The sequence below is a fragment of the Stenotrophomonas sp. NY11291 genome, assembly GCF_023277365.1.
In the GTDB taxonomy this organism is placed as follows: Bacteria; Pseudomonadota; Gammaproteobacteria; order Xanthomonadales; family Xanthomonadaceae; genus Stenotrophomonas; species Stenotrophomonas geniculata.
Map to the genome: position 1 here is coordinate 1,650,906 of NZ_CP096975.1, position 24,634 is coordinate 1,675,539.

At 66.4% G+C, this 24,634-nt stretch carries 31 protein-coding genes, 5 tRNA genes, 1 pseudogene and 1 riboswitch; of the genes and pseudogenes, 25 read left to right on the forward strand and 12 right to left on the reverse strand.

Features of this window, described 5'->3' with window-relative positions; all coding sequences use genetic code 11:
* Positions 1 to 43 precede the first annotated feature (43 nt).
* From kdsB to M1L61_RS07750, 12 genes and pseudogenes are all read left to right on the forward strand, one after another.
* On the forward strand, positions 44 to 817 hold the full coding sequence (gene kdsB / locus M1L61_RS07690; protein WP_248854522.1) for a 3-deoxy-manno-octulosonate cytidylyltransferase: 774 nt from the start codon (positions 44 to 46) through the stop codon (positions 815 to 817).
* Complete coding sequence (locus M1L61_RS07695) at positions 814 to 1,302, forward strand: low molecular weight protein-tyrosine-phosphatase (protein ID WP_248854523.1); 489 nt, start codon at positions 814 to 816, stop codon at positions 1,300 to 1,302. The genes kdsB and M1L61_RS07695 overlap by 4 nt, the downstream gene beginning before the upstream one ends.
* The gene (locus M1L61_RS07700; protein ID WP_248854524.1) at positions 1,299 to 2,711 is read left to right on the forward strand and encodes a hypothetical protein; all 1,413 of its coding nucleotides are present in this window, start codon (positions 1,299 to 1,301) and stop codon (positions 2,709 to 2,711) included. Before M1L61_RS07695 ends, M1L61_RS07700 begins: the two co-directional genes overlap by 4 nt.
* Positions 2,708 to 4,552, forward strand: coding sequence for an excinuclease ABC subunit UvrC (gene uvrC, locus M1L61_RS07705; protein ID WP_010486074.1), 1,845 nt, complete (start codon positions 2,708 to 2,710; stop codon positions 4,550 to 4,552). Before M1L61_RS07700 ends, uvrC begins: the two co-directional genes overlap by 4 nt.
* 18 nt (positions 4,553 to 4,570) lie before the next feature.
* Complete coding sequence (pgsA, locus tag M1L61_RS07710; protein ID WP_010486073.1) at positions 4,571 to 5,197, forward strand: CDP-diacylglycerol--glycerol-3-phosphate 3-phosphatidyltransferase; 627 nt, start codon at positions 4,571 to 4,573, stop codon at positions 5,195 to 5,197.
* Positions 5,198 to 5,311: 114 nt separating this feature from the next.
* Positions 5,312 to 5,387: transfer RNA gene (locus M1L61_RS07715), tRNA-Gly, on the forward strand.
* A 138-nt stretch (positions 5,388 to 5,525) separates the two neighbouring features.
* A pseudogene (locus tag M1L61_RS23155) lies at positions 5,526 to 6,625 on the forward strand (NAD(P)/FAD-dependent oxidoreductase).
* A 116-nt stretch (positions 6,626 to 6,741) separates the two neighbouring features.
* Positions 6,742 to 6,817 (forward strand) — tRNA-Gly (locus M1L61_RS07730).
* Positions 6,818 to 7,186: 369 nt separating this feature from the next.
* Positions 7,187 to 8,650, forward strand: coding sequence for an efflux transporter outer membrane subunit (locus M1L61_RS07735; protein WP_248854527.1), 1,464 nt, complete (start codon positions 7,187 to 7,189; stop codon positions 8,648 to 8,650).
* On the forward strand, positions 8,647 to 9,786 hold the full coding sequence (locus M1L61_RS07740) for an ABC transporter permease (RefSeq protein ID WP_248854528.1): 1,140 nt from the start codon (positions 8,647 to 8,649) through the stop codon (positions 9,784 to 9,786). Before M1L61_RS07735 ends, M1L61_RS07740 begins: the two co-directional genes overlap by 4 nt.
* A 10-nt stretch (positions 9,787 to 9,796) precedes the next feature.
* Complete coding sequence (locus M1L61_RS07745; protein WP_010486064.1) at positions 9,797 to 10,525, forward strand: ABC transporter ATP-binding protein; 729 nt, start codon at positions 9,797 to 9,799, stop codon at positions 10,523 to 10,525.
* Positions 10,522 to 11,442 carry an HlyD family efflux transporter periplasmic adaptor subunit gene (locus M1L61_RS07750; RefSeq protein WP_191851032.1) on the forward strand — a complete coding sequence of 307 codons (921 nt, stop codon included), beginning with the start codon at positions 10,522 to 10,524 and terminating at the stop codon, positions 11,440 to 11,442. The genes M1L61_RS07745 and M1L61_RS07750 overlap by 4 nt, the downstream gene beginning before the upstream one ends.
* 22 nt (positions 11,443 to 11,464) lie before the next feature.
* Here the strand turns inward: M1L61_RS07750 and M1L61_RS07755 are convergent, their stop codons facing one another.
* Positions 11,465 to 11,893: a hypothetical protein gene (locus M1L61_RS07755; protein WP_010486062.1), complete on the reverse strand. Its 429-nt coding sequence runs from the start codon at positions 11,891 to 11,893 to the stop codon at positions 11,465 to 11,467.
* Positions 11,886 to 12,287 carry a hypothetical protein gene (locus tag M1L61_RS07760; protein ID WP_010486061.1) on the reverse strand — a complete coding sequence of 134 codons (402 nt, stop codon included), beginning with the start codon at positions 12,285 to 12,287 and terminating at the stop codon, positions 11,886 to 11,888. Before M1L61_RS07760 ends, M1L61_RS07755 begins: the two co-directional genes overlap by 8 nt.
* Positions 12,288 to 12,417: 130 nt before the next feature.
* Here M1L61_RS07760 and M1L61_RS07765 point away from each other — a divergent pair.
* The 3 genes from M1L61_RS07765 to M1L61_RS07775 all read left to right on the forward strand — a co-directional run bounded on the left by M1L61_RS07765 (position 12,418) and on the right by M1L61_RS07775 (position 12,851).
* Positions 12,418 to 12,493 (forward strand) — tRNA-Gly (locus M1L61_RS07765).
* A gap of 142 nt (positions 12,494 to 12,635) precedes the next feature.
* Positions 12,636 to 12,711: transfer RNA gene (locus tag M1L61_RS07770), tRNA-Gly, on the forward strand.
* A 66-nt stretch (positions 12,712 to 12,777) separates the two neighbouring features.
* Positions 12,778 to 12,851: transfer RNA gene (locus M1L61_RS07775), tRNA-Cys, on the forward strand.
* A gap of 72 nt (positions 12,852 to 12,923) precedes the next feature.
* Here the strand turns inward: M1L61_RS07775 and M1L61_RS07780 are convergent.
* The gene (locus M1L61_RS07780; protein ID WP_029380061.1) at positions 12,924 to 13,382 is read right to left on the reverse strand and encodes an NUDIX domain-containing protein; all 459 of its coding nucleotides are present in this window, start codon (positions 13,380 to 13,382) and stop codon (positions 12,924 to 12,926) included.
* A gap of 57 nt (positions 13,383 to 13,439) precedes the next feature.
* Here M1L61_RS07780 and M1L61_RS07785 point away from each other — a divergent pair, with 57 nt between their 5' ends.
* A complete protein-coding gene (locus M1L61_RS07785; protein WP_010486059.1) occupies positions 13,440 to 13,838 on the forward strand; it encodes a GNAT family N-acetyltransferase in 399 nt (132 codons plus the stop codon).
* A gap of 154 nt (positions 13,839 to 13,992) precedes the next feature.
* The gene (locus M1L61_RS07790) at positions 13,993 to 14,523 is read left to right on the forward strand and encodes a GNAT family N-acetyltransferase (RefSeq protein WP_224329178.1); all 531 of its coding nucleotides are present in this window, start codon (positions 13,993 to 13,995) and stop codon (positions 14,521 to 14,523) included.
* Between the two features lie 4 nt (positions 14,524 to 14,527).
* Here M1L61_RS07790 and M1L61_RS07795 read toward each other — a convergent pair whose 3' ends face one another.
* On the reverse strand, positions 14,528 to 15,082 hold the full coding sequence (locus tag M1L61_RS07795; protein WP_248854529.1) for a flavin reductase: 555 nt from the start codon (positions 15,080 to 15,082) through the stop codon (positions 14,528 to 14,530).
* A 105-nt stretch (positions 15,083 to 15,187) separates the two neighbouring features.
* Here M1L61_RS07795 and M1L61_RS07800 point away from each other — a divergent pair, with 105 nt between their 5' ends.
* The 3 genes from M1L61_RS07800 (at position 15,188) to M1L61_RS07810 (ending at position 16,286) form a co-directional block, all read left to right on the forward strand.
* Complete coding sequence (locus M1L61_RS07800; protein WP_248854530.1) at positions 15,188 to 15,673, forward strand: winged helix-turn-helix domain-containing protein; 486 nt, start codon at positions 15,188 to 15,190, stop codon at positions 15,671 to 15,673.
* Between the two features lie 16 nt (positions 15,674 to 15,689).
* Complete coding sequence (locus M1L61_RS07805; RefSeq protein ID WP_248854531.1) at positions 15,690 to 15,893, forward strand: hypothetical protein; 204 nt, start codon at positions 15,690 to 15,692, stop codon at positions 15,891 to 15,893.
* 123 nt (positions 15,894 to 16,016) lie between these two features.
* Positions 16,017 to 16,286, forward strand: coding sequence for a hypothetical protein (locus tag M1L61_RS07810; protein ID WP_029380059.1), 270 nt, complete (start codon positions 16,017 to 16,019; stop codon positions 16,284 to 16,286).
* 15 nt (positions 16,287 to 16,301) lie between these two features.
* On the opposite strand, the gene M1L61_RS07815 is transcribed toward M1L61_RS07810, so the two are convergent.
* The 3 genes from M1L61_RS07815 to M1L61_RS07825 all read right to left on the reverse strand — a co-directional run bounded on the left by M1L61_RS07815 (position 16,302) and on the right by M1L61_RS07825 (position 18,549).
* Positions 16,302 to 17,066 (reverse strand): thioesterase family protein, encoded by a 765-nt coding sequence (locus M1L61_RS07815; protein ID WP_248854532.1) that lies wholly within the window; start codon positions 17,064 to 17,066, stop codon positions 16,302 to 16,304.
* Positions 17,067 to 17,184: 118 nt separating this feature from the next.
* A complete protein-coding gene (locus tag M1L61_RS07820) occupies positions 17,185 to 17,385 on the reverse strand; it encodes a hypothetical protein (RefSeq protein WP_043402170.1) in 201 nt (66 codons plus the stop codon).
* Between the two features lie 90 nt (positions 17,386 to 17,475).
* Positions 17,476 to 18,549 (reverse strand): hypothetical protein, encoded by a 1,074-nt coding sequence (locus M1L61_RS07825; RefSeq protein WP_248854533.1) that lies wholly within the window; start codon positions 18,547 to 18,549, stop codon positions 17,476 to 17,478.
* 261 nt (positions 18,550 to 18,810) lie between these two features.
* Here M1L61_RS07825 and M1L61_RS07830 point away from each other — a divergent pair, with 261 nt between their 5' ends.
* Positions 18,811 to 19,317: an ATP-binding protein gene (locus M1L61_RS07830; RefSeq protein WP_241874929.1), complete on the forward strand. Its 507-nt coding sequence runs from the start codon at positions 18,811 to 18,813 to the stop codon at positions 19,315 to 19,317.
* 18 nt (positions 19,318 to 19,335) lie between these two features.
* Here the strand turns inward: M1L61_RS07830 and M1L61_RS07835 are convergent, their stop codons facing one another.
* On the reverse strand, positions 19,336 to 19,830 hold the full coding sequence (locus tag M1L61_RS07835) for a DUF6265 family protein (RefSeq protein WP_248854534.1): 495 nt from the start codon (positions 19,828 to 19,830) through the stop codon (positions 19,336 to 19,338).
* 134 nt (positions 19,831 to 19,964) lie between these two features.
* Here M1L61_RS07835 and M1L61_RS07840 point away from each other — a divergent pair, with 134 nt between their 5' ends.
* Positions 19,965 to 20,795 carry an AraC family transcriptional regulator gene (locus M1L61_RS07840; RefSeq protein WP_248854535.1) on the forward strand — a complete coding sequence of 277 codons (831 nt, stop codon included), beginning with the start codon at positions 19,965 to 19,967 and terminating at the stop codon, positions 20,793 to 20,795.
* A gap of 4 nt (positions 20,796 to 20,799) precedes the next feature.
* Here the strand turns inward: M1L61_RS07840 and crcB are convergent, their stop codons facing one another.
* Complete coding sequence (gene crcB, locus M1L61_RS07845; RefSeq protein WP_010486048.1) at positions 20,800 to 21,192, reverse strand: fluoride efflux transporter CrcB; 393 nt, start codon at positions 21,190 to 21,192, stop codon at positions 20,800 to 20,802.
* Positions 21,193 to 21,274: 82 nt separating this feature from the next.
* A riboswitch (Fluoride riboswitch) is annotated at positions 21,275 to 21,338 on the reverse strand.
* Between the two features lie 22 nt (positions 21,339 to 21,360).
* Complete coding sequence (locus M1L61_RS07850) at positions 21,361 to 21,762, reverse strand: transcriptional regulator (protein ID WP_010486043.1); 402 nt, start codon at positions 21,760 to 21,762, stop codon at positions 21,361 to 21,363.
* Between the two features lie 111 nt (positions 21,763 to 21,873).
* Here M1L61_RS07850 and M1L61_RS07855 point away from each other — a divergent pair, with 111 nt between their 5' ends.
* Both M1L61_RS07855 and M1L61_RS07860 read left to right on the forward strand, forming a co-directional pair.
* On the forward strand, positions 21,874 to 22,083 hold the full coding sequence (locus tag M1L61_RS07855) for a hypothetical protein (protein ID WP_010486042.1): 210 nt from the start codon (positions 21,874 to 21,876) through the stop codon (positions 22,081 to 22,083).
* Positions 22,084 to 22,436: 353 nt separating this feature from the next.
* Entirely contained in the window at positions 22,437 to 22,673 is a 237-nt protein-coding gene (locus M1L61_RS07860) for a hypothetical protein (protein WP_019337197.1), read from the forward strand.
* 1 nt (position 22,674) lies between these two features.
* On the opposite strand, the gene M1L61_RS07865 is transcribed toward M1L61_RS07860, so the two are convergent.
* Both M1L61_RS07865 and M1L61_RS07870 read right to left on the reverse strand, forming a co-directional pair.
* Positions 22,675 to 23,724, reverse strand: a complete 1,050-nt coding sequence (locus M1L61_RS07865) for a 4Fe-4S dicluster domain-containing protein (protein ID WP_248854536.1) — start codon at positions 23,722 to 23,724, stop codon at positions 22,675 to 22,677.
* Positions 23,721 to 24,008, reverse strand: coding sequence for a hypothetical protein (locus M1L61_RS07870; protein WP_010486039.1), 288 nt, complete (start codon positions 24,006 to 24,008; stop codon positions 23,721 to 23,723). The genes M1L61_RS07865 and M1L61_RS07870 overlap by 4 nt, the downstream gene beginning before the upstream one ends.
* A gap of 179 nt (positions 24,009 to 24,187) precedes the next feature.
* Here M1L61_RS07870 and M1L61_RS07875 point away from each other — a divergent pair, with 179 nt between their 5' ends.
* Positions 24,188 to 24,628, forward strand: coding sequence for a group III truncated hemoglobin (locus M1L61_RS07875; RefSeq protein WP_248854537.1), 441 nt, complete (start codon positions 24,188 to 24,190; stop codon positions 24,626 to 24,628).
* The last annotated feature ends 6 nt before the right edge of the window (positions 24,629 to 24,634 follow it).

The window sequence follows — 24,634 nt, forward strand, 5'->3', positions numbered from 1 at the left end:
CCGGCCGCATTCCCGTTGTAACGAGCCTGCCGAGTACCGCCCCATGACCGAATTCGTCGTCGCCATCCCGGCCCGCTATGCCGCCTCGCGGCTGCCGGGCAAGCCGCTGCGCCTGCTGGGCGGTGAGCCGCTGGTGCTGCATGTGGTGCGCCGCGCGCTGCAGGCCGGTGCCGGCGAGGTCTGGGTCGCGACCGACGATCAACGCATTGCCGACGCACTGTCCGGCCTGGCCGAAGTGAAGGTGGCAATGACCGCCACCTCGCATGCCTCCGGCACCGATCGCCTGGCCGAGTGCGCGCGCATCGCCGGCTGGGCCGATGACACCGTGGTGGTCAACCTGCAGGGCGACGAGCCGTTTGCACCCGCTGCGGGTATCCGTGCGGTGGCCCAGGCGCTGGTTGACGGCAATGCGCCGATGTCGACCCTGGCGACCGCGGTGGAGGATGCAGAAACCCTGTTCGATCCGAACGTGGTGAAGCTGGTGCGCAACGTGCGCAACGAGGCGATGTACTTCAGCCGCGCACCGATCGCCTGGCACCGCGATGGTTTCGCGCGCAGCCGCGACACGCTGCCGGAAGGGCATGCCTGGCTGCGCCACATCGGCATCTATGGCTACCGCGCCGGTTTCCTGCAGCAGTTCGCGGCGATGCCCCCGGGCCAGCTGGAGCAGGTCGAATCGCTTGAGCAGCTGCGCGTGCTGGAAGCGGGCCATCCGATCAGTGTGGCGATCTCGCCGGAACCGTTCCCGCCCGGCATCGACACGCCCGAGGATCTGGAACGCGCTGAAGCGCTGCTGCAGACGCTGGCCGCGCGATGAGGCTGCTGGTCGTCTGCCTCGGCAACATCTGCCGTTCGCCGATGGCCGAAGGTGCGCTCCGCGCACGCCTGGACGCTTCACCGCTGGCGGGGCGGGTGCAGGTGGATTCGGCCGGCACCGGTGACTGGCATGTCGGCGAGCCGCCGGACCGGCGTGCCATAGCTTGCGCAGCCGGGCACGGTGTGGACATCGGCGGCCTGCGTGCGCGCCAGCTGCACGCCGCGGATTTCGACCGCTTCGACTGGATCCTGTGCGCCGACGAGGCGAACCTGCGGGATGCGGGACGCTTGGTGGCACCTGCCCAGCGTGAGCGGCTGGCGCTGTACCTGCCCTGGTCGGGCGGGGAGGGGCAGGTGGCCATCCCGGATCCCTACACCGGCGGCAGCGATCACTTTGAACAGGTCTGGACGCTGGTCGACAATGCTGCAAAACGTGCAGTGGCACGACTGTTGCATGACGCCGACTCCGGCATAATCGGGCCATGAACGTCCAGCCCGTCCCGGACCTGCCCGAGTTCGCCACCTGGCTCAATGCCGCCCCCTGCACCCTGACCGAACTGCGCGGTCGGCCGGTGGCACTGTTGTTCGTCAACGCCGCTTCTGCCTGGAGCGCACAGCGCCTGGCCGAATTCGGTCAATGGCTGTCGCGTCACCCCGGCATGCTGCAGCCGCTGGTGTTGCAGGTACCCCGCTTCGATTTCGAGCGTGACGCCGGCGCCGCACTGAAACTGCTGCGTCGCCAAGGGCTGTCAATGCCGGTCCTGCTCGATGCCGACTGGGATGGCTGGCGTCGCTTCGGCATCACATCCTGGCCGACCGTGGTGCTGCTGGACGCGCAGGGGCGCGAACAGCAACGGCTGGTCGGGCTGGGGGCTCCAGGAGACCTTGAGCGTGCGTTGAATGCGCTGTGCCACGGAGCGCCGTCGGCACCGCCGCGCGGCGGTACCGAGCTGCATCCGGAGCCGCGCCAGGCACTGCGTTTCCCGCTGGGCCTGGCGGTCAGCACCGAACGCCTGTACATCGCCGACAGTGGCCATCACCGCATCCTCGAATGCAGCCACGGCGGGCGCATCCTGCGCCAGTTCGGGTTGGGGACCGCCGATTTCATGGACGGCAACCTCGCCGAAGCGGCGTTCCATCGTCCGCATGCGCTGGTGCTGGAGCGCGACGCGCTGTACGTGGCCGACACCGGCAACCATGCCGTGCGTCGCATCAACCTGCTGACCGGCATCGTCGACACGCTGTGCGGCAATGGCCGCCCCGGCGCGCCGGTGGAGGGCCCGGTCGCGCAGGCACGGCAGGTCTCGCTGGACCACCCGGTCGGCCTGGCCATCGCTGACAACCAGCTGCACATCGCCATGGCCGGCGACAACCGCATCTGGAGCTACCACCTGGGTCAGCGCAGCCTGCAATGGCGCGCTGGCAGCGGTGCCATCGACGAGCGTGATGGCAGCGGCCATCTGGCCGCGTTCGCACAGCCGACCGCCCTGGCGGTGGTGCAGCAGGTGCTGTACGTGGCCGATGCGCTGGGCTCCTCGATCCGCGCACTGCAGCTGCGCGGGGATCTGGTGCAGACGCTGGTCGGGCAGGGCCCCTGGCGTTTCGGTGACGAAGATGGCCCGCGCGCACAGGCCAGCCTGCAGTTCCCACAGGCGATCGCGCTGAGTCCGGATGCACCGTTGCTGTGGATTGCCGATACCGGCAATGGCCGCCTGCGCACGCTGCGCCTGGGTGGTGGCGAACTGACCACCCAGCCGCTGCCGCGCCGCCTGCATGGCCCGGCTGGACTGGCCGTGGGCGCAGGTGCGGTGTGGATCGCCGAGACCGACGCCCATGCCGTGCTGCGCTTCGATCCCGACAGCGGCGTGCTCAGCGAAGTGCCGATCAGCGAATGACCGACGTTCCCGCTCCGGTCTTCGACGGCAAGGCCTTCGCGGCCCAGCTCAGCACCGCTCCCGGCGTGTACCGCATGTACGCGGCCGACGACACCCTGCTGTACGTCGGCAAGGCGCGTGCGCTGCGCAACCGCGTCGGCAGCTATTTCAACGGCAGCCCGAAGAACGCACGGATCATGTCGATGATCTCGCAGATCACGCGCATGGACGTGACCGTGACGCGCTCGGAAGCCGAGGCGTTGCTGCTGGAAAACCAGCTGATCAAGTCGCTGTCGCCGCGTTACAACGTCTCGCTGCGCGACGACAAGACCTATCCGCATGTGCTGTTGACCCGCGAGGACTGGCCGCGCATCGCCCTGCATCGCGGCCCGCGCGCCATTCCCGGTCGCTATTTCGGGCCCTATCCCGGCGTTACGGCGGTGCGCGAAACGCTGAACCTGATGCACAAGCTGTTCAAGCTGCGCAGCTGCGAAGACAGCGTGTTCCGCAACCGCTCGCGGCCGTGCCTGCAGTACCAGATCGGCCGCTGCAGCGCGCCCTGCGTGGAGCTGGTACCGGCGCCGGACTACGCCGAGTCGGTGCGCCGCGCTGCGCTCTTCCTGGAAGGCAAGAGCGACGAACTGACCCGCGAGCTGGGCGAGCAGATGCAGGCCGCCAGCGAGGCGCTGGAGTTCGAGCAGGCCGCGCGCCTGCGCGACCTGATCTCCTCGCTGCGCAGCATGCAGACCCGCCAGTACGTGGACGGCCGCGCCGCAGATCTGGACGTGCTGGCGGTGGCCATGCAAGGGTCTCAGGCCTGCGTGCTGCTGCTGGCCTTCCGCGATGGCCGCAATCTCGGCACCCGCCCATTCTTCCCGCGCACCAACGGTGAGGAGAGCCCGGAGGAAGTGCTGGCCGCCTTCGTCTCGCAGTACTACATCGAATTCGAGCCACCGCGCGAGATCCTGCTGGATCGCGAGATTCCCGACGCCGACCTGCTGGTCGCCGCGCTGTCCGCCTCGGCCGAGCGCAAGGTGCAGTTGAAGTGGAACGTGCGCGGCGAGCGTGCCGGCTACGTGGAGCTGGCCAGTCGCAACGCGCAGCTGACCCTGGCCACCGAGCTCAACAGCCGCAACGCGCAGCACGCGCGCAGCGATGCACTGCGCGACATGCTGGGCCTGGCCGAGCCGGTCAAGCGTGTCGAGTGTTTCGACATCAGCCATACCCTGGGCGAGGCCACCGTGGCCTCATGCGTGGTGTTCGATGCCGCCGGCCCGGTGCGCGCGCAGTACCGCCGCTTCAACATCAGCGGCATCGAGCCGGGCGATGACTACGCCGCCATGCGCCAGGCCATCGACCGCCGTTTCCGCCGCGCGGTGGAAGAGCAGGGCGTGCTGCCGGATGTGCTGCTGATCGACGGCGGCGCCGGCCAGCTGGCACAGGCGCAGGCCGCACTGGCCGACCTGGGCGTGGAGGGCGTACTGCTGGTGGGCGTGGCCAAGGGCGTGGAGCGCCGCGCCGGCCACGAGGCGCTGGTGATGCCCGACGGCCGCGAGCTGCGCCCGGGCGCGGCCAACCCGGCGCTGCAGTTCATCCAGCAGGTGCGCGACGAGGCGCACCGCTTCGCCATCACCGGCCACCGCGGCCGCCGCCAGAAGGCGCGGATGACCAGCAAGCTGGAGGACATCCCCGGTATCGGCCCCCGCCGCCGCGCCAGCCTGCTCAAGCATTTCGGCGGCCTGGTCGGCCTGAAAGCCGCTGGCGAAGCGGAAATCGCCAAGGTGGAAGGCATCAATGACGCCCTCGCGGCACGTATCTACGCTAACCTGCACGGGTTGGCCACGCCTGATGCGGCCGAGTAGAGAGAGAAGCACGCAAGCATGAAGTTGACCCTGCCCACCTGGCTGACGTTGTTGCGGATCGTGATGATCCCGGTGCTGGTGCTGGTGTTCTACCTGCCCTACACCTGGACCAACTTCGCTTCGGCGGCGATCTTCGGCCTGGCCGCGATCACCGACTGGCTCGATGGCTGGATCGCACGCCGTTACCAGCTGGAGTCGGCCTTCGGTGCCTTCCTCGACCCGGTCGCGGACAAGCTGATGGTGGCAGTGGCACTGTTCCTGATCGTGCAGGGCCACCCGACGCCGTGGATGGCGTTCTGGGCGGCGGTCATCGTCGGCCGCGAGATCGCGGTGTCGGCGCTGCGCGAATGGATGGCCGAACTGGGCCAGCGCGCGAAGGTACGCGTGGCGATGATCGGCAAGGTCAAGACCACCGCGCAGATGGTCGCGCTGCTGTGCCTGCTGTATTCGGTGGCCCCCAACGTGCCGGTGGAAGACATCTGGATGGGCTGGCCGGTGTTCCACATCGGCGACTGGACCCTGGCGATTGCCGCGGTGCTGACCCTGTGGTCGGGCCTGCAGTACCTGCACGCCGCCTGGCCGAGCCTGCGCGAAGACGAGCGCGCCGCACGCGAGCGCTCGCGGCAGAAGAAGCTGGGCAACTGACCCCATCGATGCGCGTATCCACGCATGGCGCGGATACGCGACGCCGGGCACCTCGCAGACCCTGAAAAAAGCGCTTGACGGCATCCTTGGAATAGGTAAAATTTCGCCTCCCAAGCGGGAATAGCTCAGTTGGTAGAGCGCAACCTTGCCAAGGTTGAGGTCGCGAGTTCGAGTCTCGTTTCCCGCTCCAGATTCAAGAAAGACGCTCCCGCAAGGGGGCGTTTTTCGTTTGCGTAGAACCCGCTTCATCCCCACTTCACCGTCACTCCTTCGCCTCACCACGCGGCAGTTCGAAGCTGCATCTCCGTTCCTCCAGGACGATGCAGCCATGCTCCACACTCCTTCCGCCTACGATCACGACGTGGTCATCGTTGGCGCCAGTTTTGCCGGTGCCGCCTGCGCACTGGCTGCTGCCCAGTACGGCCTGCGCGTCTGCGTGCTGGAACGCAAGGCCGACCCCGGCGAGCGCCTGCACACCACCGGCATCGTGGTGAAAGAGGCGATGGAGCAGACCTGGCTGGGGCGCATGCCCGAACATCTCGCGCAACGCGTCGCAAACGTGCGCCTGTATGCGCCGAATCTGCGCAGCGTGTTGCTGGCCGCGCCGGGCTATTACTTCCTCACCACCGATACGCCGAACCTGATGCGCTGGCTGGCCAGCGAGCTGCGCGCGAACGGTGTCGACCTGCGCCTGCAGCAGTCCTTCACCGATGCACATCGCAATGGTGACGGCTGGCTGGTGGATGGCGATGTGCCTATCTGGTTGGCGCTGATGGCGCACGCTCACGTGTAGCACAGCGCACCGGGCTCGGCCAGGTGCGTGACAACCTCTACGGCGTCGAACGTGAGTTCGCCGGCCTGCAGGTCGCGCAGGGCGACGCGCTGCATTGCTTCGTCAGCAAGTGCTACGCGCCGGGTTACATCGGCTGGGTCGCGCAGAATCCGACCGGCCTGCAGGTCGGGTTGGCGTTGCGTCATGACCCGCAACAGGTGCGGCCGCCGGATATTGAAGGTTTCCTCGGCCACGTGCGCGATGGGGTCGGCATTCCGCCTTCGGCGCGTCCCTCGGCCACCCGCGCCGGACTGGTGCCCTGCGGCCGGCCGGATGGGCCGATCACCGGCCAACGCGTGATCCTGACCGGCGACGCGGCGGGCATCGTCTCGCCGCTCTCCGCCGGGGGCATCCACTCCTCGTGGCGGCATGGCTGGGCGGTCGGCGAGGCGATGGCCCGCCATCTGCGTGGGCAAGGACCGGAAGCGGAACGGGTGGCGCGGCAGGTGGCGCCGGCGTTCCATGGCAAGCGCATGCTGCGCTGGGCGATGGATCATCTGCAGGCCGATTGGCCGCTCGATGCACTGCTGCATACAGCGGCCATGCGCCGCATCGCCGAACAGGTCTACTTCCATCGCCGCGGGCTGCGCACGTGAAGGGAACAGGCAGGCGCGCCTGAACGCCATCCTTCACGTCACGTGAAAATTCCTGTTGACGCCGTGCAGCAATATCGACACAATAGCGCTCCTTCGACGCAGGTCGAACGAAATCTGCGGGAATAGCTCAGTTGGTAGAGCGCAACCTTGCCAAGGTTGAGGTCGCGAGTTCGAGTCTCGTTTCCCGCTCCAGATTCAAGAAGAACGCTCCCGAAAGGGAGCGTTTTTCGTTTGTCATGAAGTTGGCCGGCAGGGCCGCTACAGTCGCGCCACGGCATCTTCATGGCGGGCGTGATATCAGTGGCCCGGCGTGACGAATCCGACGTCAGTGTCGCAATCGGAATGGCGGGGCGTATCGGTCGTGGGGATGGCCGCAGGCGCGGGGCTCGGGGAAGGTGGCAACAAGACGCAATGGCCTGGATGTCGCACCAGCGTTCCGTGCGTCGCATGCAGTGAAAGGCTGGCGAAAGGCCAATGCCATCGTTGCCTGAACCGCACGCGTGCTGTGACCTTTTTCGGACCATTTCTCCATGTTCGCTCCACAATCGCACGGTAGCCTTCATGCTCCTTCTACACGTTGGCGGGCTGGTGGTCAGGCGTATCACTTCAGTGGCAGTGCCCAGGACAGGGCGTGGACTCTCCCTGCAGGCAGTGCTGCGCCCCGGCGCGTTGTTGGCAACCCTGGCCCTGGCGGGTTGCATGTCGGTGTCCGTCCCGGACCTGCCTGATCGCACACCCAGCGCCTGGACCCAGGTGCCGCAGGGGCAGGGTGTGGCGGTGGACGCCAGGCAGTGGTGGAAGGTGCTGGCCGACCCGGCGCTGGACGGCCTGGTGGACCAGGCCATCGCCGGCAACCTCGACCTGCAGCAGGCCACGCTGCGGCTGCAGGCCGTGCGGATCGTCGCCGGCACCTCCGACTCGCGTTTCCTGCCGGAAATCTCGGCCAGCGCCAAGCAGGTGCAGGACGCCGCCGCCGTCGATACCTACTTCCATGCCGGCATCGAAGCGATCTGGGACCTGGGCCTGTTTGGCGCCGCCGAGAGCGCGCAGCTCAGCGCGCAGGCCTCGGCCGGCAATGCCGAGGCGCTGCGCAATGCCGCGCAGGTGGCGGTGATTGCCGACGTGGTGCGCAGCTATCTGGACCTGACCGTGGCACAGGCCCAGCAGGACCTGCTGGCCCGGCAGCAGACCGTGGACGACCGCGGTGAACAACTGGCCCTGGTCCGCCAGCGCCTGCGCCTGGATGAGCCCGGCGAGCTGGACCGCCTGCGTGCACGCCAGGCCGCCACCCGTGCCGCCATCGCGCAGGCTCGGGAAAACGCCGACAACGCGGCTCGCGCGCTGGCATTGCTGCTGGGCCGTGACGGCCCGGATCCGGCCTGGCGCGCGTATCGCACGCCGCCGAAGCTGGGCACGTTCTCGCTGCAGCAGGTTCCCGCGGATCTGCTGCGCCATCGTCCGCAGATCCTGCTGGCCGAGTCGGAGGTGATGCAGGCTGCGGCCAGCAAGGGTTCGGCACGCGCCGCGATGTATCCGCGGGTCAGCCTTGGCGGCTCCATCCTGTATGCCTACAACCTTACCCAGAACGCCCGCTCCAATTCCGATTCCAGTCCGTCGATCGGCCCGTACGTCGATATTCCGCTGTGGGACTGGGGTCAACGCCGCGCGCGTTTCCAGGCCGATGAGAAGCAGCTGGACGCCGCATTGCTCGGTTACCGCAAGGCGGTGCTGGAAGGCGTGAGCGAAGTGGAAGGTGCGCTCGGCAGCCTGGCGCGCCAGGGCAGCAGCATCCAGTCGCTGCGTGTGGCCAATGATGCCGCCGACCAGCAGGTCAAGCGCCATGCGCGGCAGGTGCAGCTGGGTTTGTCCAGCGAGTTCGATGGGCTGGACACGCAGCGTGCGGCAATCGCCTCGCAGGCCGACCTGATCGGCGCGCAGGGTGCACGCGTGCTGGCCTTTGCGTCGCTCTACCGTGCCCTTGGCGGCGCACCGCTGCCGGTCGAGGGGGAGGGCGAGCAGCAATGATCGCGCTGGCCCGCAAGACCCTGGTCTATGAGTGGCGCCGGTTCCTGCCGGTGGTGCTGGCGATGTGCTTTGCAGGTGTGCTGCTGATCGTGCAGGCGGCACTGGTGCTGGGCATCTTCGGTACCGCCGCGATCTATGTGAAGGCATCGTCGGCCGACATCTGGGCCGGTTTCCCCGGCACCCAGAGTGTCAACTACGGTCATGCGATCAGCGCGGATGTGGAAAGCCACCTGCGCATGGATCCGGATGTCACCCGCGTCGAACCCTACGAGTGGGTTGATGGCGAATGGCGTTCCAGTGCGCAGGGCACCGGCAATGTGTCGGTATACCTGTCCGGCATTTCCACCCGCGACGACGCGATGATGTTCGCTCGCATCCTGCCGGCCGATCTGCGCGCGCAGCTGCGCGAGCCGGGTGCGGTGATCGTCGACAGCGCCGATCTGGATACGCTCGGCGTGGACCTGCAGAACAACCGTGCCTGGATCAATGGCAAGGCCGTGCGCGTGGTTGCCGCGCAGCCGGGCCTGCGTGGCCTGGGTGGCGTAAACGTGCTGGCCTCGCTCGACACCGCGCGCGCCATCGCCGGTACCGACCCGCATGAAGGCAGTACCTACTTCTTGGCCGGGCTGCGCTCGCCCGATCTGGCTGACCGGGTGCGAGACCGCTTGTCCGCGTCGATGGGCCGGGCCATGCCGGTCGAGTTCTGGACCGCGCCGGCGTTCGCCAGCCGCTCGCAGCAGTACTGGCTGTTCGATACCGGCGCCGGCATCGCGGTGTTGTTCATGGCCGTCATCGTCTGCTTCGTCGGCGCGGTGATCACCAACCAGTCGTTCGCCTCTGTGGTGGCCGGCTCGGTGCGTGAGTACGCCACGCTCAATGCACTCGGTGCAGGCCGCTATGCGCTGGCGCGGGTGGTGTTCGAGCAGGCCTTGCTGATCGGCGGCGTGGGTATGTTGCTGGCGGCGGCCTTCAGTACGGTGGTGCTGTTGATCGCGCAGACCCAGCGCGTTCCGGTGCAGCTGACACCAATGGTGATCCTCGGCTGCGTAGCGCTGGTCGCCGTGATGGCCATGCTCTCGAGCATCATGGCGGTACGCAGTGTCGTCCGCTCCGATCCATCGTTGCTGCTGCGTTGAGGACCGGCCAATGACTTCCTTGCGCGCCGTCGCCCCGACCCTGCAGGCCGATGCACTTGAAAAGGGCTTCATGTCCGGCGACGTGCAGGTGCCGGTGTTGCGCGGGCTGTCGCTGGACATCTACCCCGGCGAGCTGACCCTGGTATCGGGCCCGTCGGGTTGCGGCAAGAGCACGCTGCTGTCGCTGCTGTCCGGCCTGTCATCGCCCGATGGCGGTCGCGTGCACGCACTCGGCCACGATGTGGGCCACATGAGCCGCAGCGAAGTGGAGCGCTTCCGCCTGCATCATGTCGGCTTCGTGTTCCAGGGCTTCAATCTGTTCCCGGCACTGACTGCGCTGGAGCAGGTGCAGCTGCCGCTGGGCTACCGCGGGATGAGCAATCGCGAAAGCGAGCCGCTGGCCCGCAAGGCGCTGGAAGAAGTGGGCCTCAGCCATCGCAGCCACATGCGACCGGCGCAGTTGTCCGGCGGTGAGAAGCAGCGTGTAGCCGTTGCCCGCGCCTTCGCCAAGTCGCCGACGCTGATCTTCGCCGACGAACCCACCAGCGCGCTGGACGCCGAGAACGGCCAGCGCGTGATCGACATCCTGCATCGCTACGCACGTGCGCATGGCGCCACCGTGCTGTGCGTGAGCCACGATCCGCGCCTGATCCGGCATGCCGATCGGGTGATCGCCATGGAAGACGGCATGGTCCGTGGTGACCGCCGCCAGAATCAAACTGTAGAGTCCGCCCCATGACCAAGATGTCGCACCTGCTTCCCCTCAGCCTGGCCCTGTCGGCGGCATTGCTGCTCGGTGCCTGCTCCAGGGAGGCGCCCACCCCGGCATCTGCACCCTCAGGCAAGGCGGACACTGCCGTCGCCAGCAAGGTCGCCGTAGCGCGGGGCATCATTGACGTCGAAGGCGGGCTGATCGCACTGGCGCCGCCGGTGGATGGCTCGATCACTGCCGCACCGGTGAAGGAAGGTGCCACGGTGAAGAAGGGGCAGCTGCTGCTGTCGCTGGATGGCGCCCTGCTGCAGCAGGAAGTGGCAATGGCCACCGCCGATCTGGCGTTGGCCAATGACCGCCTGAAAGGCAGCCAAGTGCAGCTGCGCGAACTGGAGCGCAACGCCACCCGCCTGTCCACGGGCGCCAGCGAAGGTGTGTCCTCGAACCAGCAGGCCGATGCGGCCAAGCAGCAGTTGGCCGGTGTGCGCGCCGACGTCGACGTGGCCGGTGCGCAGGTCGACATGGCCCAACACAAGCTGGAACACGCCAGGCTGAAACTGCAGCAGATGTCGTTGAGTGCACCGGAAGCCGGCACCGTGGTCGGCCAGGTACCGGGCCTTGGCGCATTCGTGCAGGCCGGCAAGCCGGCGATCTCGCTGTTGCCGGCGCGTCCGCTGCAGGTGCGTGCCGAACTGAGCGCCGCCTATGCCGATGCCGTGCAGGTGGGCATGAAGGCTACCGTCGTGCCGGACAGCGATGGCGCCGAGAACACCGGCACGCTGCCGCCGGCACGCGTGGTGCGCATCAGCCCGGTGTTCGCGCAGGCGCGCCTGCCTGAAGACGCAGGGCGTGGCGTGGCCAAGGTGGTGGAGTGCGTGCTGGAGTTCGACGGGCAAGCCAAGGCGCGCTTCGGCCAGCACGTGCGGGTGGAGTTCCTGAAGTAGGCCTGGCGTTGGGTGGGGCCGTCTATGGGCCCTTTCGATGCCTGAGTGCCCGCCACGCGCTCACCGCCGACACCGCGCACAGCGCCAGTAGCAGGCCCACGTCCAGCAGCAGCAACCACAGCAGGTGCATGCCATGCACCGGCGGCTGGTGCATGGCCGACAGCATCCACGGTACCGACCACGCCAGCAGCAGAACGAAGGCGATCAACAGGCGCAGCCACAGTCGTTTCAGTCTCCACGGCCGCACGATCAAGGCGGCCACCACCAGTTCAACCGTACCCAGCAACGCGAACACGATGACGGTGCTGGTCGGGTAGGGCAGCTCGGCGCCTTCCAGGTGATGCAGCAGCCAGTAGTCCGGGGTGAAGCCGGCATTGACCAGCGCGGCGATCAGCGCCAGCCATGTGAGCGCGACCAGCAGCCAGAACAGGCGGACGTAGCGTCTAGGCATCGGCGGTGCCCGTGGTGGTGGGCAAGTGGCTACGTGATGCATGGCGCACGGATATGGCGATCGCGGCCAGTGCCAGCAGGCCGGGCCCGACCGTGAAGTACAGCAGACGCAGCGGGTGGTTGTGCATCAGTGTCCAGGTTGCGAATGCCAAGGGAATGGCCAGCACCAGCAGCTTGGCGAAGAGCGGCCGCAGCACTGCGATCAGCGGCTGCGCGCCAATGAACATCCAGAACAGATAAAACTGGGCGATGCCCAGGCCGATGTCCCGATGGGAAGTGAAGCCGAAATGGTCGCGATACCCGTTCATTCCCAGTGGTATCAGTGCCCAGTACAGCAGGGCCACCAGCAGATGCAGCAGCAGGGCGATCAACAGGGGCGAGCCGCGAAGGAGCATGGGCGCAAGGGGCTGGGCGGGGCAGCGTACCTCAGTGCGGACGCCTGTGACCGCATGGTGTGAAGACTGTTGACGGCGTGAAGGAATTTGGACACAATAGCGCTCCTTCGACGCAGGTCGAACGGAATCTGCGGGAATAGCTCAGTTGGTAGAGCGCAACCTTGCCAAGGTTGAGGTCGCGAGTTCGAGTCTCGTTTCCCGCTCCAGATTCTACAGGGCCCCGGTAGGGGCCTTGTTTTTCTCCCGCCATGGCAAGGCGGGGCACGTTGGGCCACAAGGCTTTACGCGCAGTCAGAAAAGTGAAATCGCTGGTGTGTTTTCCGGATTTCCGGTAGCATGTCGGCTTACGCGGGAATAGCTCAGTTGGTAGAGCGCAACCTTGCCAAGGTTGAGGTCGCGAGTTCGAGTCTCGTTTCCCGCTCCATGTTCCGACAGGCCCCATCTTGGGGTTTTGTCTTGTCAGGGCTACGTTCCTGGCGTGAAGTACGTTGGCCTCATGGCAGAGTGGCTATGCACCGGATTGCAAATCCGTTTACAGCGGTTCGATTCCGCTTGAGGCCTCCAATTGAAAAGCCCTGACCTCGGTCAGGGCTTTTTGTTTGCCTGGATACCGGCACGCGCCCGGATCGATACCCGCTACAGCCGGGCCAGCGCCTGCACCGTGGCCTGCGTGAGCGGCTGGGGCAGAGCATCCAGCGCGAACCAGCCCAGCCCGGTCTGAACCCCCGGCTCTTGGATGGAGGCCTCGGCACCCGCAGCTGCCCGAGCCTCGAAGATCGGCGCGACCCAGTGCTGCGCGAGCGCAGGCTCGAAATGATCGGCCACGCACAGCAGGCGCAGCAGCGTCACTTCCAGCGCCGTTTCCTCGCGGATTTCGCGGACCACGGCGGCCTCCACCGTTTCCATCCAGTCGACTTTGCCGCCGGGCAGGCCCCAATGCCCGCGCTCCGGATCGCGTCCGCGCTGGATCAGCAGGATGCGGCCGTCGGCATCACGGACGACGGCGCCGCATCCAACGCGGGGAATCTGCAGTTCAGTCATGGCGGAGAAGGAGAATGAAAAAGGACGTTCCACATTCTTGCATGCACGCCGCATCAGTGGACCCGCGCTACGCTGGGCACCTGTGCATCAACAGCTTCACGAGGGTGTCGCATGCTTATCCGGCAACTCAGCGCTGAAGACGCCGAGATTCTCTGGCAAGCGCGGTTGCAGGCGCTTTGCGAGTCGCCTGCGGCGTTCCTGTCCACGCTGGCCGAGGCGCAGAATGACTCGGCGGAGGTGATGCGCGCCCAGCTTGCTGATCCCGGCACGCGCTACTTCGGCGCTTTCATCGACGGCATGCTTGCGGGCTTCCTGCGTTATGTACGCCCGATGCGAATGGCGCGACGGCATACGGCAAAAGTGCACAGTATCCACGTGGGCACCGACCATCGTGGCCAGGGTGTCGCCCGCCAGCTTCTTCTTGCAGCGTTCGCGGCTGCGCGCGCGGAAGGCATTGAATCGCTCTCCCTCACGGTGCTGGCGGACAATACTGCCGCGCGCGCTGTATGAATCGCTGGGCTTCAGCGCAATTGGCACAGAGCCGCGGGCAGTCAAACGCGCGGGCAGCTACGCGGTTATCGTCTCGTACTGGATCTCGCTGCACTGACGGTGAAATGTTGCCGCAGGCACGGTCATGTTTCCGTGGCACGATGAGGCTGGACACATGTTCCAGGAAGACAGGGCAATGCACGTTCAGGTATCCAGCAGGGAGCGCGTGGCGCCGGATCACCGTCACCAAGCGGAGGATCTGCTCCGCGAGGCGTTCCCGGACATGCAGGGCGACGGCTATGCCATCCCGGGGCCGGTCGCTCTGGTCCTGGCGATGGAAGGTGATCAGGTGGTCGCCCACCTCGCACTGTACGAACGCAACGTACTGCTGGACGGCGAGCCGGAACGCATAGGCTTGATCGGCGGCGTGGTGGTACGCGTTGACGTTCGCAGGAAGGGCATCGCGTCACGCTTGATCGAAGCTGCGCACGCCGAGTTGCGCCAACGCGGTATCGATTTCGCCGTGCTGTTCGCCCTGGATCATCGGCACTACGCCTCTGCGGGCTATGTGCCAATGCAGAACGAGACCTGCTTCATCGAAGACGGTCACGCGCGCCGTTTCGTCTATCGAGGCGGCATGGTGGCCGCGCTGGGGGAGCGCCGCTGGACCACGGCCTTGCTCGATCTGCAGGGCGAAACGGTCTAGAGAGCTAGACAGAAGCCCCCACGGGCGTCTCCGCGCGGAAGTTGCGCCCGACCGGTTCGCTTACGCCCAGGTAGTGGCGGAACAGGTAGATCAGCGGTTTCCAGTGCGCAACGTCGATCTCGCCGGGCGGGTGCATCGCCATCACGCTGACTTCCACCTGCAGCGGGCACTCGGCAATCGCCTCTGGCGCGACGTGGGTGGAGGCGACTGCACTGAATCCACCCAGCGCGAACTTGTCGCGCACGTGCACGTAGCCCATCGCCTGTTTGGCAGTGGGCACCGGATCGCAGCCTGTCGCCCGCGCGATGGCCTCGACCTGTGCGGCCTGTGCGGATGAGGGGAAGTTCAGTACGCACTCGTTGCGCAACTGCAGGTTGCGATAGCCCTGACCCTGCACGCCGAGGCCCAGCACCACCCGGTCGCCCAAGGCCCAGAATGAAGACAACGGACTGATGTTGCTGCTGCCATCGTCGTTCAGCGTGGTCATCAGCAGCACTGGTGTGCCGGGATACAGGACCGAAGGGGTGATGCGGCGGCGGGGGATCGGAGCGGCTTTCACGGCAGGCCTTGCGCTATCGGGGTGTCCACTGTGCCGTGGCAGCGGGTGCCGATGCTTCGGCCTGCATCGAACTGTCGGCGCGCAACGGCGTGCCACAATGCGGGCATGGTCCACACCTCCGGTTCCCTTGTCAGCGTCGGTGCCCTGGTCGGTGACCAGGCACGCGCGGCCATGCTGCTGCAGCTGATGGATGGGCGTGCGTATACCGCGACGGAGCTGGCTCGTGTGGCCGGAGTGACACCGCAGACGGCGAGCACGCATCTGCGCAGGCTGATTGAGGGCGATCTGCTGGTCGCCGTCGCGCAGGGGCGACACCGCTACCACCGGCTGGCCTCGCACGAGGTTGCCGACATGCTGGAGGGCATCCTGCGCGTTGCCGACCGCACGCCGTCCTGCACGGTTTCCGCATCACGCAGCATGCCGGCGTTGTGTCAGGCGCGGAGCTGCTATCGGCATCTGGCTGGCGTGCACGCAGTGGCGATCACCGACCGCTTGCTGGGGGGCAGGACACCTGGTCCCGCACGAGGGGCATTGGCAGGTGAGTGTGGAGGGTGCAGCGTTCCTGCGGGAGCTCGGCCAGCCGCTGACTGAACTGTTGCGGCTTCCCGTGACGGTCAAGCCTGCACGCTATTGCCGAGGATGCCTGGATTGCACCGAGCGGCGCCCGCATCTGGCCGGGCTGGTCGGCGAGGCGATGCTGGACAGCTTCGTGAAGAACGATTGGCTTCGGCGGATTGAGGGCCGACGCGAACTGCGGCTGACGCAGCCGGGGCGCGAAGCACTGTGGAAGCGGTTCGGCCTGGCGACATAAGTGCCCTGCCAGTCTCATTCGCCCACGACATGGCAAGGCGCTATGGTCGAGTTCCAAGTCTTAGGGAGCTGCAATGGCGAGCAAGGACATGAACGATCGCGGCACGCTGGCGGTACGTCGGCAATGAGCAAATCTTCTGTGGAAGTACGTTGGCTGACGTTCCGGCTGATGAACGGCCAGTCGATTGGACCGGATCGACTGAAGGATGGATGGGTGATTGCTTCGGAGACCCGCCACTGCGGGGTGCGCCGCGAGTCCATCGAAGGCGCGGGCGTGGTTTACGCGCTGTATGCACCGGCCAACCTCGCCTCACCGCGGCGCGCTGAGATGCGCATGCGCGAATTCCTGATGAGCTCCGGCTACACCTTCACCATGGGCACGCTGGGCGGCTGACGCCGCCCGTTGGGATCACGGGCGCACGGTCAGTGCCTGGCCGAGCATGCCGATCGGACCGCGTGCATCGTGCAGCACCGTGCTGGTCAAGCCGAGACCCTGGTGGCCAAACGACACCGACGTGTCGAAGCCCAGCCACTCGCTTTCGGGCATGCCGAACAGGTGCGCGGTCAGATCGAGGTTGGGGAAGGCGACCTCCTTCGGATCGGCGCGCACGGCCATGCCATTGGACAGATCGAACAGGGTGGCGGCACGGGCCAGTGGACTGACCGGCTCGCCGTCCAGCAGCGCATGCTTCGCGCGCGCCCAGTAGGTGGCACGGCCTGGCCCCTGATCGTGCCGGCGGATCTCCACGCTCTTGATGAATCCGCCTGGCCAGACCGTACCTGGATCCCATGCGGGCATTGATTCCGGCGCTGCAATGGCAGCGATCGGCGTGCCGGCGATGGCCTGCGTATCGTTCGGGCGCATCAACCATGCACGCACGCGCAGCGCCGGGCGATCGTCATGACGCAGCGTAGCTTCGACCAGTTCGATGGTGCGACCAGCGCGCAGCACCTGTACGTTGGCCTCCATCGCTTCGATCGGAATGGTGCCAAGGATGTCGTAGGACAGGCGTGCGATCAGGAAACCGTGCCCGCGCGCTGCGGCGTCGCGTTCCAGGTGGTGCGCCAGCAGTCCGATCGCAGGTGCGATGTGTTGTTCGCGGATGTTCCAGGCGCCGCCAGTGTGTTCGGTCGGCAGGTAGCGGGTGTCGCTCAGTCGTTCGAAGAAGGCCATCGTATGCGTTGTGTCAGCAGGGAAGGGCGGCGGCAGGCATTGCACCGATCCCTGCATCGTAAGCGTTTGGCCGCATGGCGGGCTGAGCCGGCCCCCGAAGGAGCCGGCCGGACACCGGTCAGGGCGACGGGCAGTCCATTTCACGGCACAGCTTGTACTCGGCCAGACACTGCTCGGAGGTCTTTCCCAATGGCCCATGGGTTGCACGCAGGCACTGTTCGTACCTCAGGGTGCAGAACTCGCAGGAGTCTGCGGCGAAGGCCAGGCCGGTCACGGCCATGCCAAGGAGCATCACGGTCTTCAAGGTCGTCTTGATCATCACGTCAGTCCTTTGTGTGCCCGTCAATGGGCCGGGCCACCATAGCAGCACTTGCTGGATGGTCCTGATGCGCTGCGGCACGCGGTGGTCTCAGTGCTGTACCGCCTTCAAGGCGTCGACCACCTGCGCTTCCGAAAAGCCACAATGCCCTTCGCCCACTGGCGGCAGCACGCGCGGCAATGGTCGCGCGCCAACCCGTGCGGCCATCTGCGGATACACCGCCTGCATGTGCGGCACGATGGTGGGGTCGTTGTGGTTGAACTGGATCGCCAGCGGTCGCTTCACCGCGCCGGTCAATGCGAGCGCATTGCGGACATGCGCCTGCGCCGCAGGCACGGGATCGATGCGTTGCACGCCGGCATTGAACGCGGCGTCGTCACCGAATCCGCTGTACATCACACCAAGGTTGCCGACCGGCATGCCGCCGCTGCGCGTGGCCAGTTCATGCAGGACCAGTGCGTGCAGGCTGATCGTGCCGGCCAGTGCATCAGCGGAGACCTGCAGCCGCTGCGCCAGCAATGCAGCGTGCAACGGATCGTGTTGCAGAGCATTGGCGATGCCCTGGTACAGCTCACCCTGCGGCAGCATGGCGGCTTCGCGCGATACCAACCCGGTGCCCGGCAGCCCCTCCGCCTTGGGGAAGAAGTAATCGAATGCGACCAGCGTGGTCAGCAGATCGGTCGCGATCTGTTCGCCACTGAGATTGGCGCCGCATAGCGACACACCACCGGCGTAGTGTTGCGGGAAGCGCTCGAGGCTGCCAATGGTCACGGCACCGCCCATCGAGAATCCCAGCATCCAGGTGTGGCGTACATGCTTGAGTTCAGCCACTACCTGCTGGCGCAGGCGTTCCGTATCGGTGATCGCATCGGCCACCGCCCAGCCCTGGCTGGCATAGGCACTCTGCGCGACCGCGTAACCTGCTGCCAATAGTGGCGCAGTGCTGTCATTGGCCGCCATGGGTACGGTGCGCGGCACGCCGACCGGTTCATAGCCATGGGCCAGCATCACCAGCTCGCCATTCCAGTTCGCTGGCACATCCAGCCGCCAGGGCGCGCCCTGCAGTTCGCCGCTGAGCATGCGTGCCGCCGTCGGCGGTGCAGCCAGCGATGTCATCCAGGGCAGCAGGCAGAGGGCAACAGCGCATCGAAGCAAGGGACGCATCGGGGTCATTCCATGCGGGAATGGCGCCGAGCATAGATCCCCGAGCCACCTTGCGCGCGCTGCACTGCCGCAGGGCATTGCCGGCCGACCGTGCTGCGCTCTACGCTGGCGGCATGGCCCTGCACAGCACTGCGTCGATTATCCGCATTCCCCACGGGAAGGCGGGGTAGCGCGCGGTCGTCACGGCCATGCAGCCCGCCCGGGAAGGCGGGCTGCACGCAGCGCTCTCCGGGGTAGATGAATCCACCAAGGAGAACGCAGATGCACGACTCTTCATCGAACGACCCTGCGCCGACCCTGCACCTGGTGTGTGGCAAGATCGGTGCCGGCAAATCCACCCTGTCTCAGCAGTTGGCATTGGCGCCGCGCCACGTATTGATCAGCGAAGACGCATGGCTGGCGGCGCTGTACCCGGGCGAAATCCATTCCATTGCCGACTATCTGCAGCGCGCAGCTACGTTGCGCACCGCGCTGGCCGATCATCTGCGTGCATTGCTGCAGGCGGGTGTTTCGGTGGTGCTCGATTTTCCATTCAATACGCCAGCCAGCCGCGCGTGGGCACGTGAAGTGTTCTCGCCGGCTGGCGCTGCATATCAACTGCATTTCCTCGATGTTGCCGACGAGGTCTGCAAGGCGCGGCTGCGCGCGCGCAATGCACTCGGCGAGCATCCGTTCCAGGCCAGCGACGAGGAGTTCGCACAGATCACCCGCCACTTCGTGGCACCGGCCGCGGAAGAGGGCTTCGTGGTGATCCGCCATACGGCGTAGGACTGGGCGCGGTGCCGGTCAGGTGGTGGGCGCCGGTCCACCGCAGGCGACGCGATGCATGGGAAAGTCCATTGCCTGCTTCGGATTGTCCTGCGCGATCTCGATGCGCGCATGCGCGCGCTGGTCGTCGAGGCGCCGATAGTGGATACGCTGCGGGAAGTCGTTGGCGGGATTCTCGAACACGGCTTCATTGCCATCGACCCGGGTAGCGTTGAAGTCTGTGGCGTTCTGGCCGGAGGACAGGGCGGTCAGCACCAGGCGGCCGTCGTCATGCTGGCGCAGCTGCATGAACTCGAAACCCACCGTGCGGCCGTCCCGCAGGCTGCGGCTGCTGCCGAACAGGGTGTTGCCAGCCAGGGTGGACCACTGCTCGCCGGCACCGGCCGGCTGGCCATCAAGCTGCCAGCAACCGGCCAGCCAGGCCAGGTGTTCGATCTTCGACGGTGGAGCGGCCTGTGCGTGCGCGGCCGCGAGCAGCAGTGGCAACAGGGCCAGGGCGATGCGGAGCGACATCGGTGCCTCCATGCGCGGGGATGTGCGGCCTGTATAGCGCCCGGGGGGCGAGGCGGCCAGTGCCGTCCTTTCCGGTGTCGATTCCGATACGATCTGTCGCATTGAGCCATTTTTGATTGACCCGGAGTCCCGCCATGGTCGACCGCCTCGCCATCCTTCTTGAACGCTTCGCGGTCACGGCTTCGGTGTTCCATGCCGGCGCGCTGTGCGGCATCAACACGCTGGGTGAGGATGAGGCGGGTCAGTTGCACCTGGTGCGGCGCGGGCCGCTGCAGGTCAGTCACGGGCAGCAGACCGTGCAGGTCGAAGTGCCGAGCCTGCTGCTGTATCCGCGGCCGATGCCACATCGCTTCAGTACCGACCCGCAGCAGGGCGCCGACATGGCCTGCGCCAACCTGCATTTCGAGGGCGGACGGCTCAATCCGATCAGTGCTGCGCTGCCCGATTTCATCTGCTTGCCGCTGGCCGACCTGTATGGAGGCAACGCGGCGCTGGAACTGCTGTTCGAAGAGGCGTTCGAGCAGCGCTGCGGGCGGGCAGCGATGGTCAACCGGCTGTTCGAGGTGGTGATGATCCAGGTGCTGCGCCAGCTGATGGAAGGTGGCGAGATGCGCGGCGGCCTGTTCGCCGGGCTGGGTCATCCGCGGCTGCGGCTGGCATTGGTGGCGATGCATGAAGCGCCCGCACAGTCCTGGACCCTGGAAGACCTGGCCGAGGTCGCCGGCATGTCACGCAGCGTGTTCGCCGCCAGCTTCCGCGAGGCGATGGGCACCACGCCAGGCCAGTACCTGCAGGGGTGGCGGGTTGGGCTCGCGCAACAGGCGCTGCGGCAGGGGCGGCCGCTGAAGCGGATCGCCGACGAAGTGGGCTATGGCAGCGAAGCGGCGTTGTCGCGCGCGTTCAAGGCGCATACCGGGCAGTCGCCACGGGAATGGCGCGGGCAGGCGCGGGCCAGCGCGGCCTGATCGGTCAGCCCAGCGCCAGCCGGGCCAGCTTCATGCCACCAAACAGACCGGCCAGGCCCAGCGCCACCGAGCCACCGGCATACAGTGCCGCCAGCCCATGCTGGCCACGCTGCAGCAGCAGGCCGATCTCCAGCGCGTAGGTGGAAAACGTGGTGTAGCCGCCGAGGATGCCGGTGGCCAGCAGCAGGCGCAGCTGCGGCGAGGCGCCATTGCGCATGGCAAAGGCCTCGACCACCACGCCCATCAGCAGCGCACCGCTGATGTTGATCAGGAAGGTCGACCAGGGCCAGGGACTGCCGACCGCCACCCGCGCGCCGATCAGGTTGCAGGCGTGGCGCAGGCAGGCGCCGATGCCGCCGCCGACGAAGACCAGGAAATAATTGTTCAATGCTTGCATGGCGTGCCTCGAATGCGGGTTCGCAGGGTCAATGGCGAACGCCGAGGGCAGGCACGACCTGCCGTCGACGAACACCGGGTTCGTCCTGGCAGGAGCCATCAGCCTTCTCAGGCGGTTATCGGGGGAGCCCCATCCCCATCGCGGTCCATGCTACCAGCGGCGGTGCATTCACGTCATCGAGGTCGTCAGAACGCGAGCCACCTTGCTGCGGCTGAAGCCATCCATCAGCAGTTCGAACGCGAGCAGATCCAGCGCCGCATGGCGGCGGTGGTCGATCTCCAGCCCGTTCTCGGCCACCAGATGGCTGACCAGCTCGTAGGCGTCCTGCCAGACATCCAGATGGGCCTGGCTGGGGATGTAGGCACTGCCGGGCTCACCGACGCCGAGCCCGCTGACCCCGTACAGCAGCTCGCGGGCGTCCAGCTTGGCCGCATCTGCGATGCGGAACAGCTGTTCGGCTTTCACGTGCGAGGCGCTCACGTGATCGTTGAGCCAGTTGCTGATGGTTGCTGTCGTTGATTTGGCGGCGCGTGCCAGATCGGCCGGGCGTGGGTGCCCGGCTTTCTTCATGGCTGCCGCGAGTCGTTGGCCGAGAGTATTCATCTATGCAAGCCAGCTTAACGCGTGGATTGCGAAGAAGCCTTGTCGCAAGAATCAGTCTGGTTAACAGAAGGACCGCCCGTGACCGAATTCTGGAGCAAGCGGCAGGTGCGCACCCGGCTGGGATTCCGCACCGACGCCGAACTGGCACGCTTCTTTGGCATAAGCCGTTCCGCAGTGTCGCAATGGCCGAGGGACTTCCCGATTCCGGCCCTGCGGCAATACATCCTGCATCAGCGCTATCCGAACCTGTTCCCCACGACAGAAGCGTCGGCGGGCGAATCCATCTGACTTGCGCCGCCTTTTGTCGCATCTAGCACGCTAAGCGCCTTTTGCTAAGTATGCTTAGCAAAATAGGTAAGATCGATCGATCTGAGAATCACAATTGGCGCCATCTACTGGAGGTGACGGTTCCTGGGTCCCGCTTACTGTCGGCTTCACCCCATCCGGGGGGGGCGGGTCCCCGTATGTAGTTTCGTGAACGATTAATAATTTCAATCACGAAAGTCGCTGCATGTAATTGACCTGTCGTGAAATCTATGACTAATTGGAGTCAACCAAGCGTGAAGCCTGGGAGTCTTTCAGTAGCACGCAAGTGAGTCGGTAGACCGTCAACAATGCAGAACAAGTCCAACGGAGGTCGTATGGAATACGGCATGCATGGCTTGGCTGAACGGGTACGCCGCGAACTGGAAGCCAGTTACCACAAACACGGATGCGGTCCGGCGTTCTGGGATACCTACCAGCAGGTGCTGGACCGTCTGGTCCCGCAGGGGACCGAGCGTACCGAAGTCACCAACGAAATGGCGCTGATCATCGAACAGCTGGGCATCGTCCGGCGTGCGCAGCTTGTGCCGCCGCACGCCAACGGGTCGCGTTGATTCAGAGCAGGCGCCAGGCGCCGCAGGCAAGCAGCGCCAGCAACAAGGACAGCAGGGCCAGGGTCCGGGGTCGCCACAGGCGCTTCGATTGTCCAGCCATCGCCTGCGGACTGCAGTAGCGCACCAGCCCCGGACCGAAACCGGCCCGGTGCTGTTGTTGTGCGCAGGCCTCCAGGCAGGCGCCGCAGGCCAGGCAATCGGCCTGCGGCCCCTGGCGGATGTCCAGCTGCATCGGGCAGGCGCTGACACAAGCAGCGCAGTCGATGCAGTCACCGAGGCGGTCGGCGCTGAAGGTCGGCATCGGTCCGGCCAGCAGCGGATGCGCGGCGCGGAATACGTAGTCCTGCGCAGTGGTCGGGTCGAGCAGGCCGCGGCCACGGCCCAGTACTCCGCCAAGCCCGGACGGACGTGGCCCGCGCGGCTCACCGCGACGGGCGTCGTACAGCATGCGCGGTGTGTGCGGATCGGTCAGCAGCGGCTGCATGCGTGCGAACGGGCACAGCGAACGGCAGACCTGCTCGCGCAGGAAACCGGCATTGCCCCAGGTCGCAGCTGCATAGAACAGCACCCAGAAGGTTTCCCAGCGGCTCCAGCCGACGTGGGGCGCAGCGGTCACCAGTTCGGCGATGGGGCTGAACAGGCCGACGAAGGTGATCCCGGTCCACAGCGACAACAGCCCCCAGGCCAGCTGGGTGGCCGGGCGTACAGCAGGTGCAGGCAGCATGCGGGCCGCGCTGCGGGCGATCCCGTCGAAGGCGCGCCGCCACAGGGTCTGCGGGCAGGCATGGCCGCACCAGATGCGCCCGGCGAGGTGGGTAAGCAGCGCAAGGCCCACCGCCAGCACCGCCAGCAGTCCGATCAGCACGCCGGCGTCGCTGGGCCACAACGTCCAGCCAAACAGGTCGAATCGCCGCGCGTTGATGTCCAGCAACAGCGCCTGGCGACCCTCCCAGCGCAGCCACGGCAGTGCGTAGAACAGCGCCAGCAAGGCGGCGCTGAGCGTGCCGCGCCAGTGCCAGGGACGAGGGATCCGGGTGCAGGACGTGCTCATCCCAGCGGCAGCTCGTCGTCGTCATCGCTCGGCATCGGCCGCTGCAGGTACCAGGTGACCGCGCTGGACAGTGCCGTCACCGACCAGAACATGAAGAATCCCGCCGTATAGCCCAGTTCGCGACTGATGGCCGTGCCCGGGAAACTGATGGCCTGCAGGCGCAACGGATCGACGAAGGCGAAGAACACCACGCTGGCAACGCCGGCGGCGATGAAGCTGGGCCAGAGGATGGCGCCCCACTGCTGGATCAGCCTCTGGCGGCGGTTGGGAGAAGGTCTGTTCATGCTGTCCCGGATCGAAAAGTGGGCGGCGCGTATACTTCGCCAAGGCTGGCGCGGCATCCGCAGGGCATGCTTCCTGCAAGCGTGCCAGCCTAGGTGCAGCGGACTGCGCCGACATTGATCTGGATCAACGGCGCTGCCGCCTGGGTGCGGCACACTGCCGGCACGCTTTGGGTACCCCGATGAACGCAACACCGCCGCCTGTCCTCCCCGTCGCCTCGCCCGGGTTGTGCACCGAGCAGGAAGTGACCCGCCTGGTTCACGATTTCTATGCCCGCGTGCGTGAGGAAGAACGGCTGGGACCGGTGTTCGAGGCGCACGTCCACGATTGGCCTGAGCATCTGGCGCAGCTGGTCGACTTCTGGTCGGCGATGCTGCGCGGTACCCGCCGCTTCAAGGGCTCGCCGATGTCCAAGCACATGGCCATCGAGCTGGACAAGGACCTGTTCGACCGCTGGCTGGTGCTGTTCCGGATCACCACTGCCGAACGCAACAACCCGCCGATGCAGGAACTGGCCAACGACGTGGCCGCGCGCATCGGTGACACCTTCTGGAAGCGCTACCAGATGCTGCGCTGGCCGCAGGTGGGTCTGCCGGTGCTGGGGATCCCCGGCAAGGATTGATCTGGG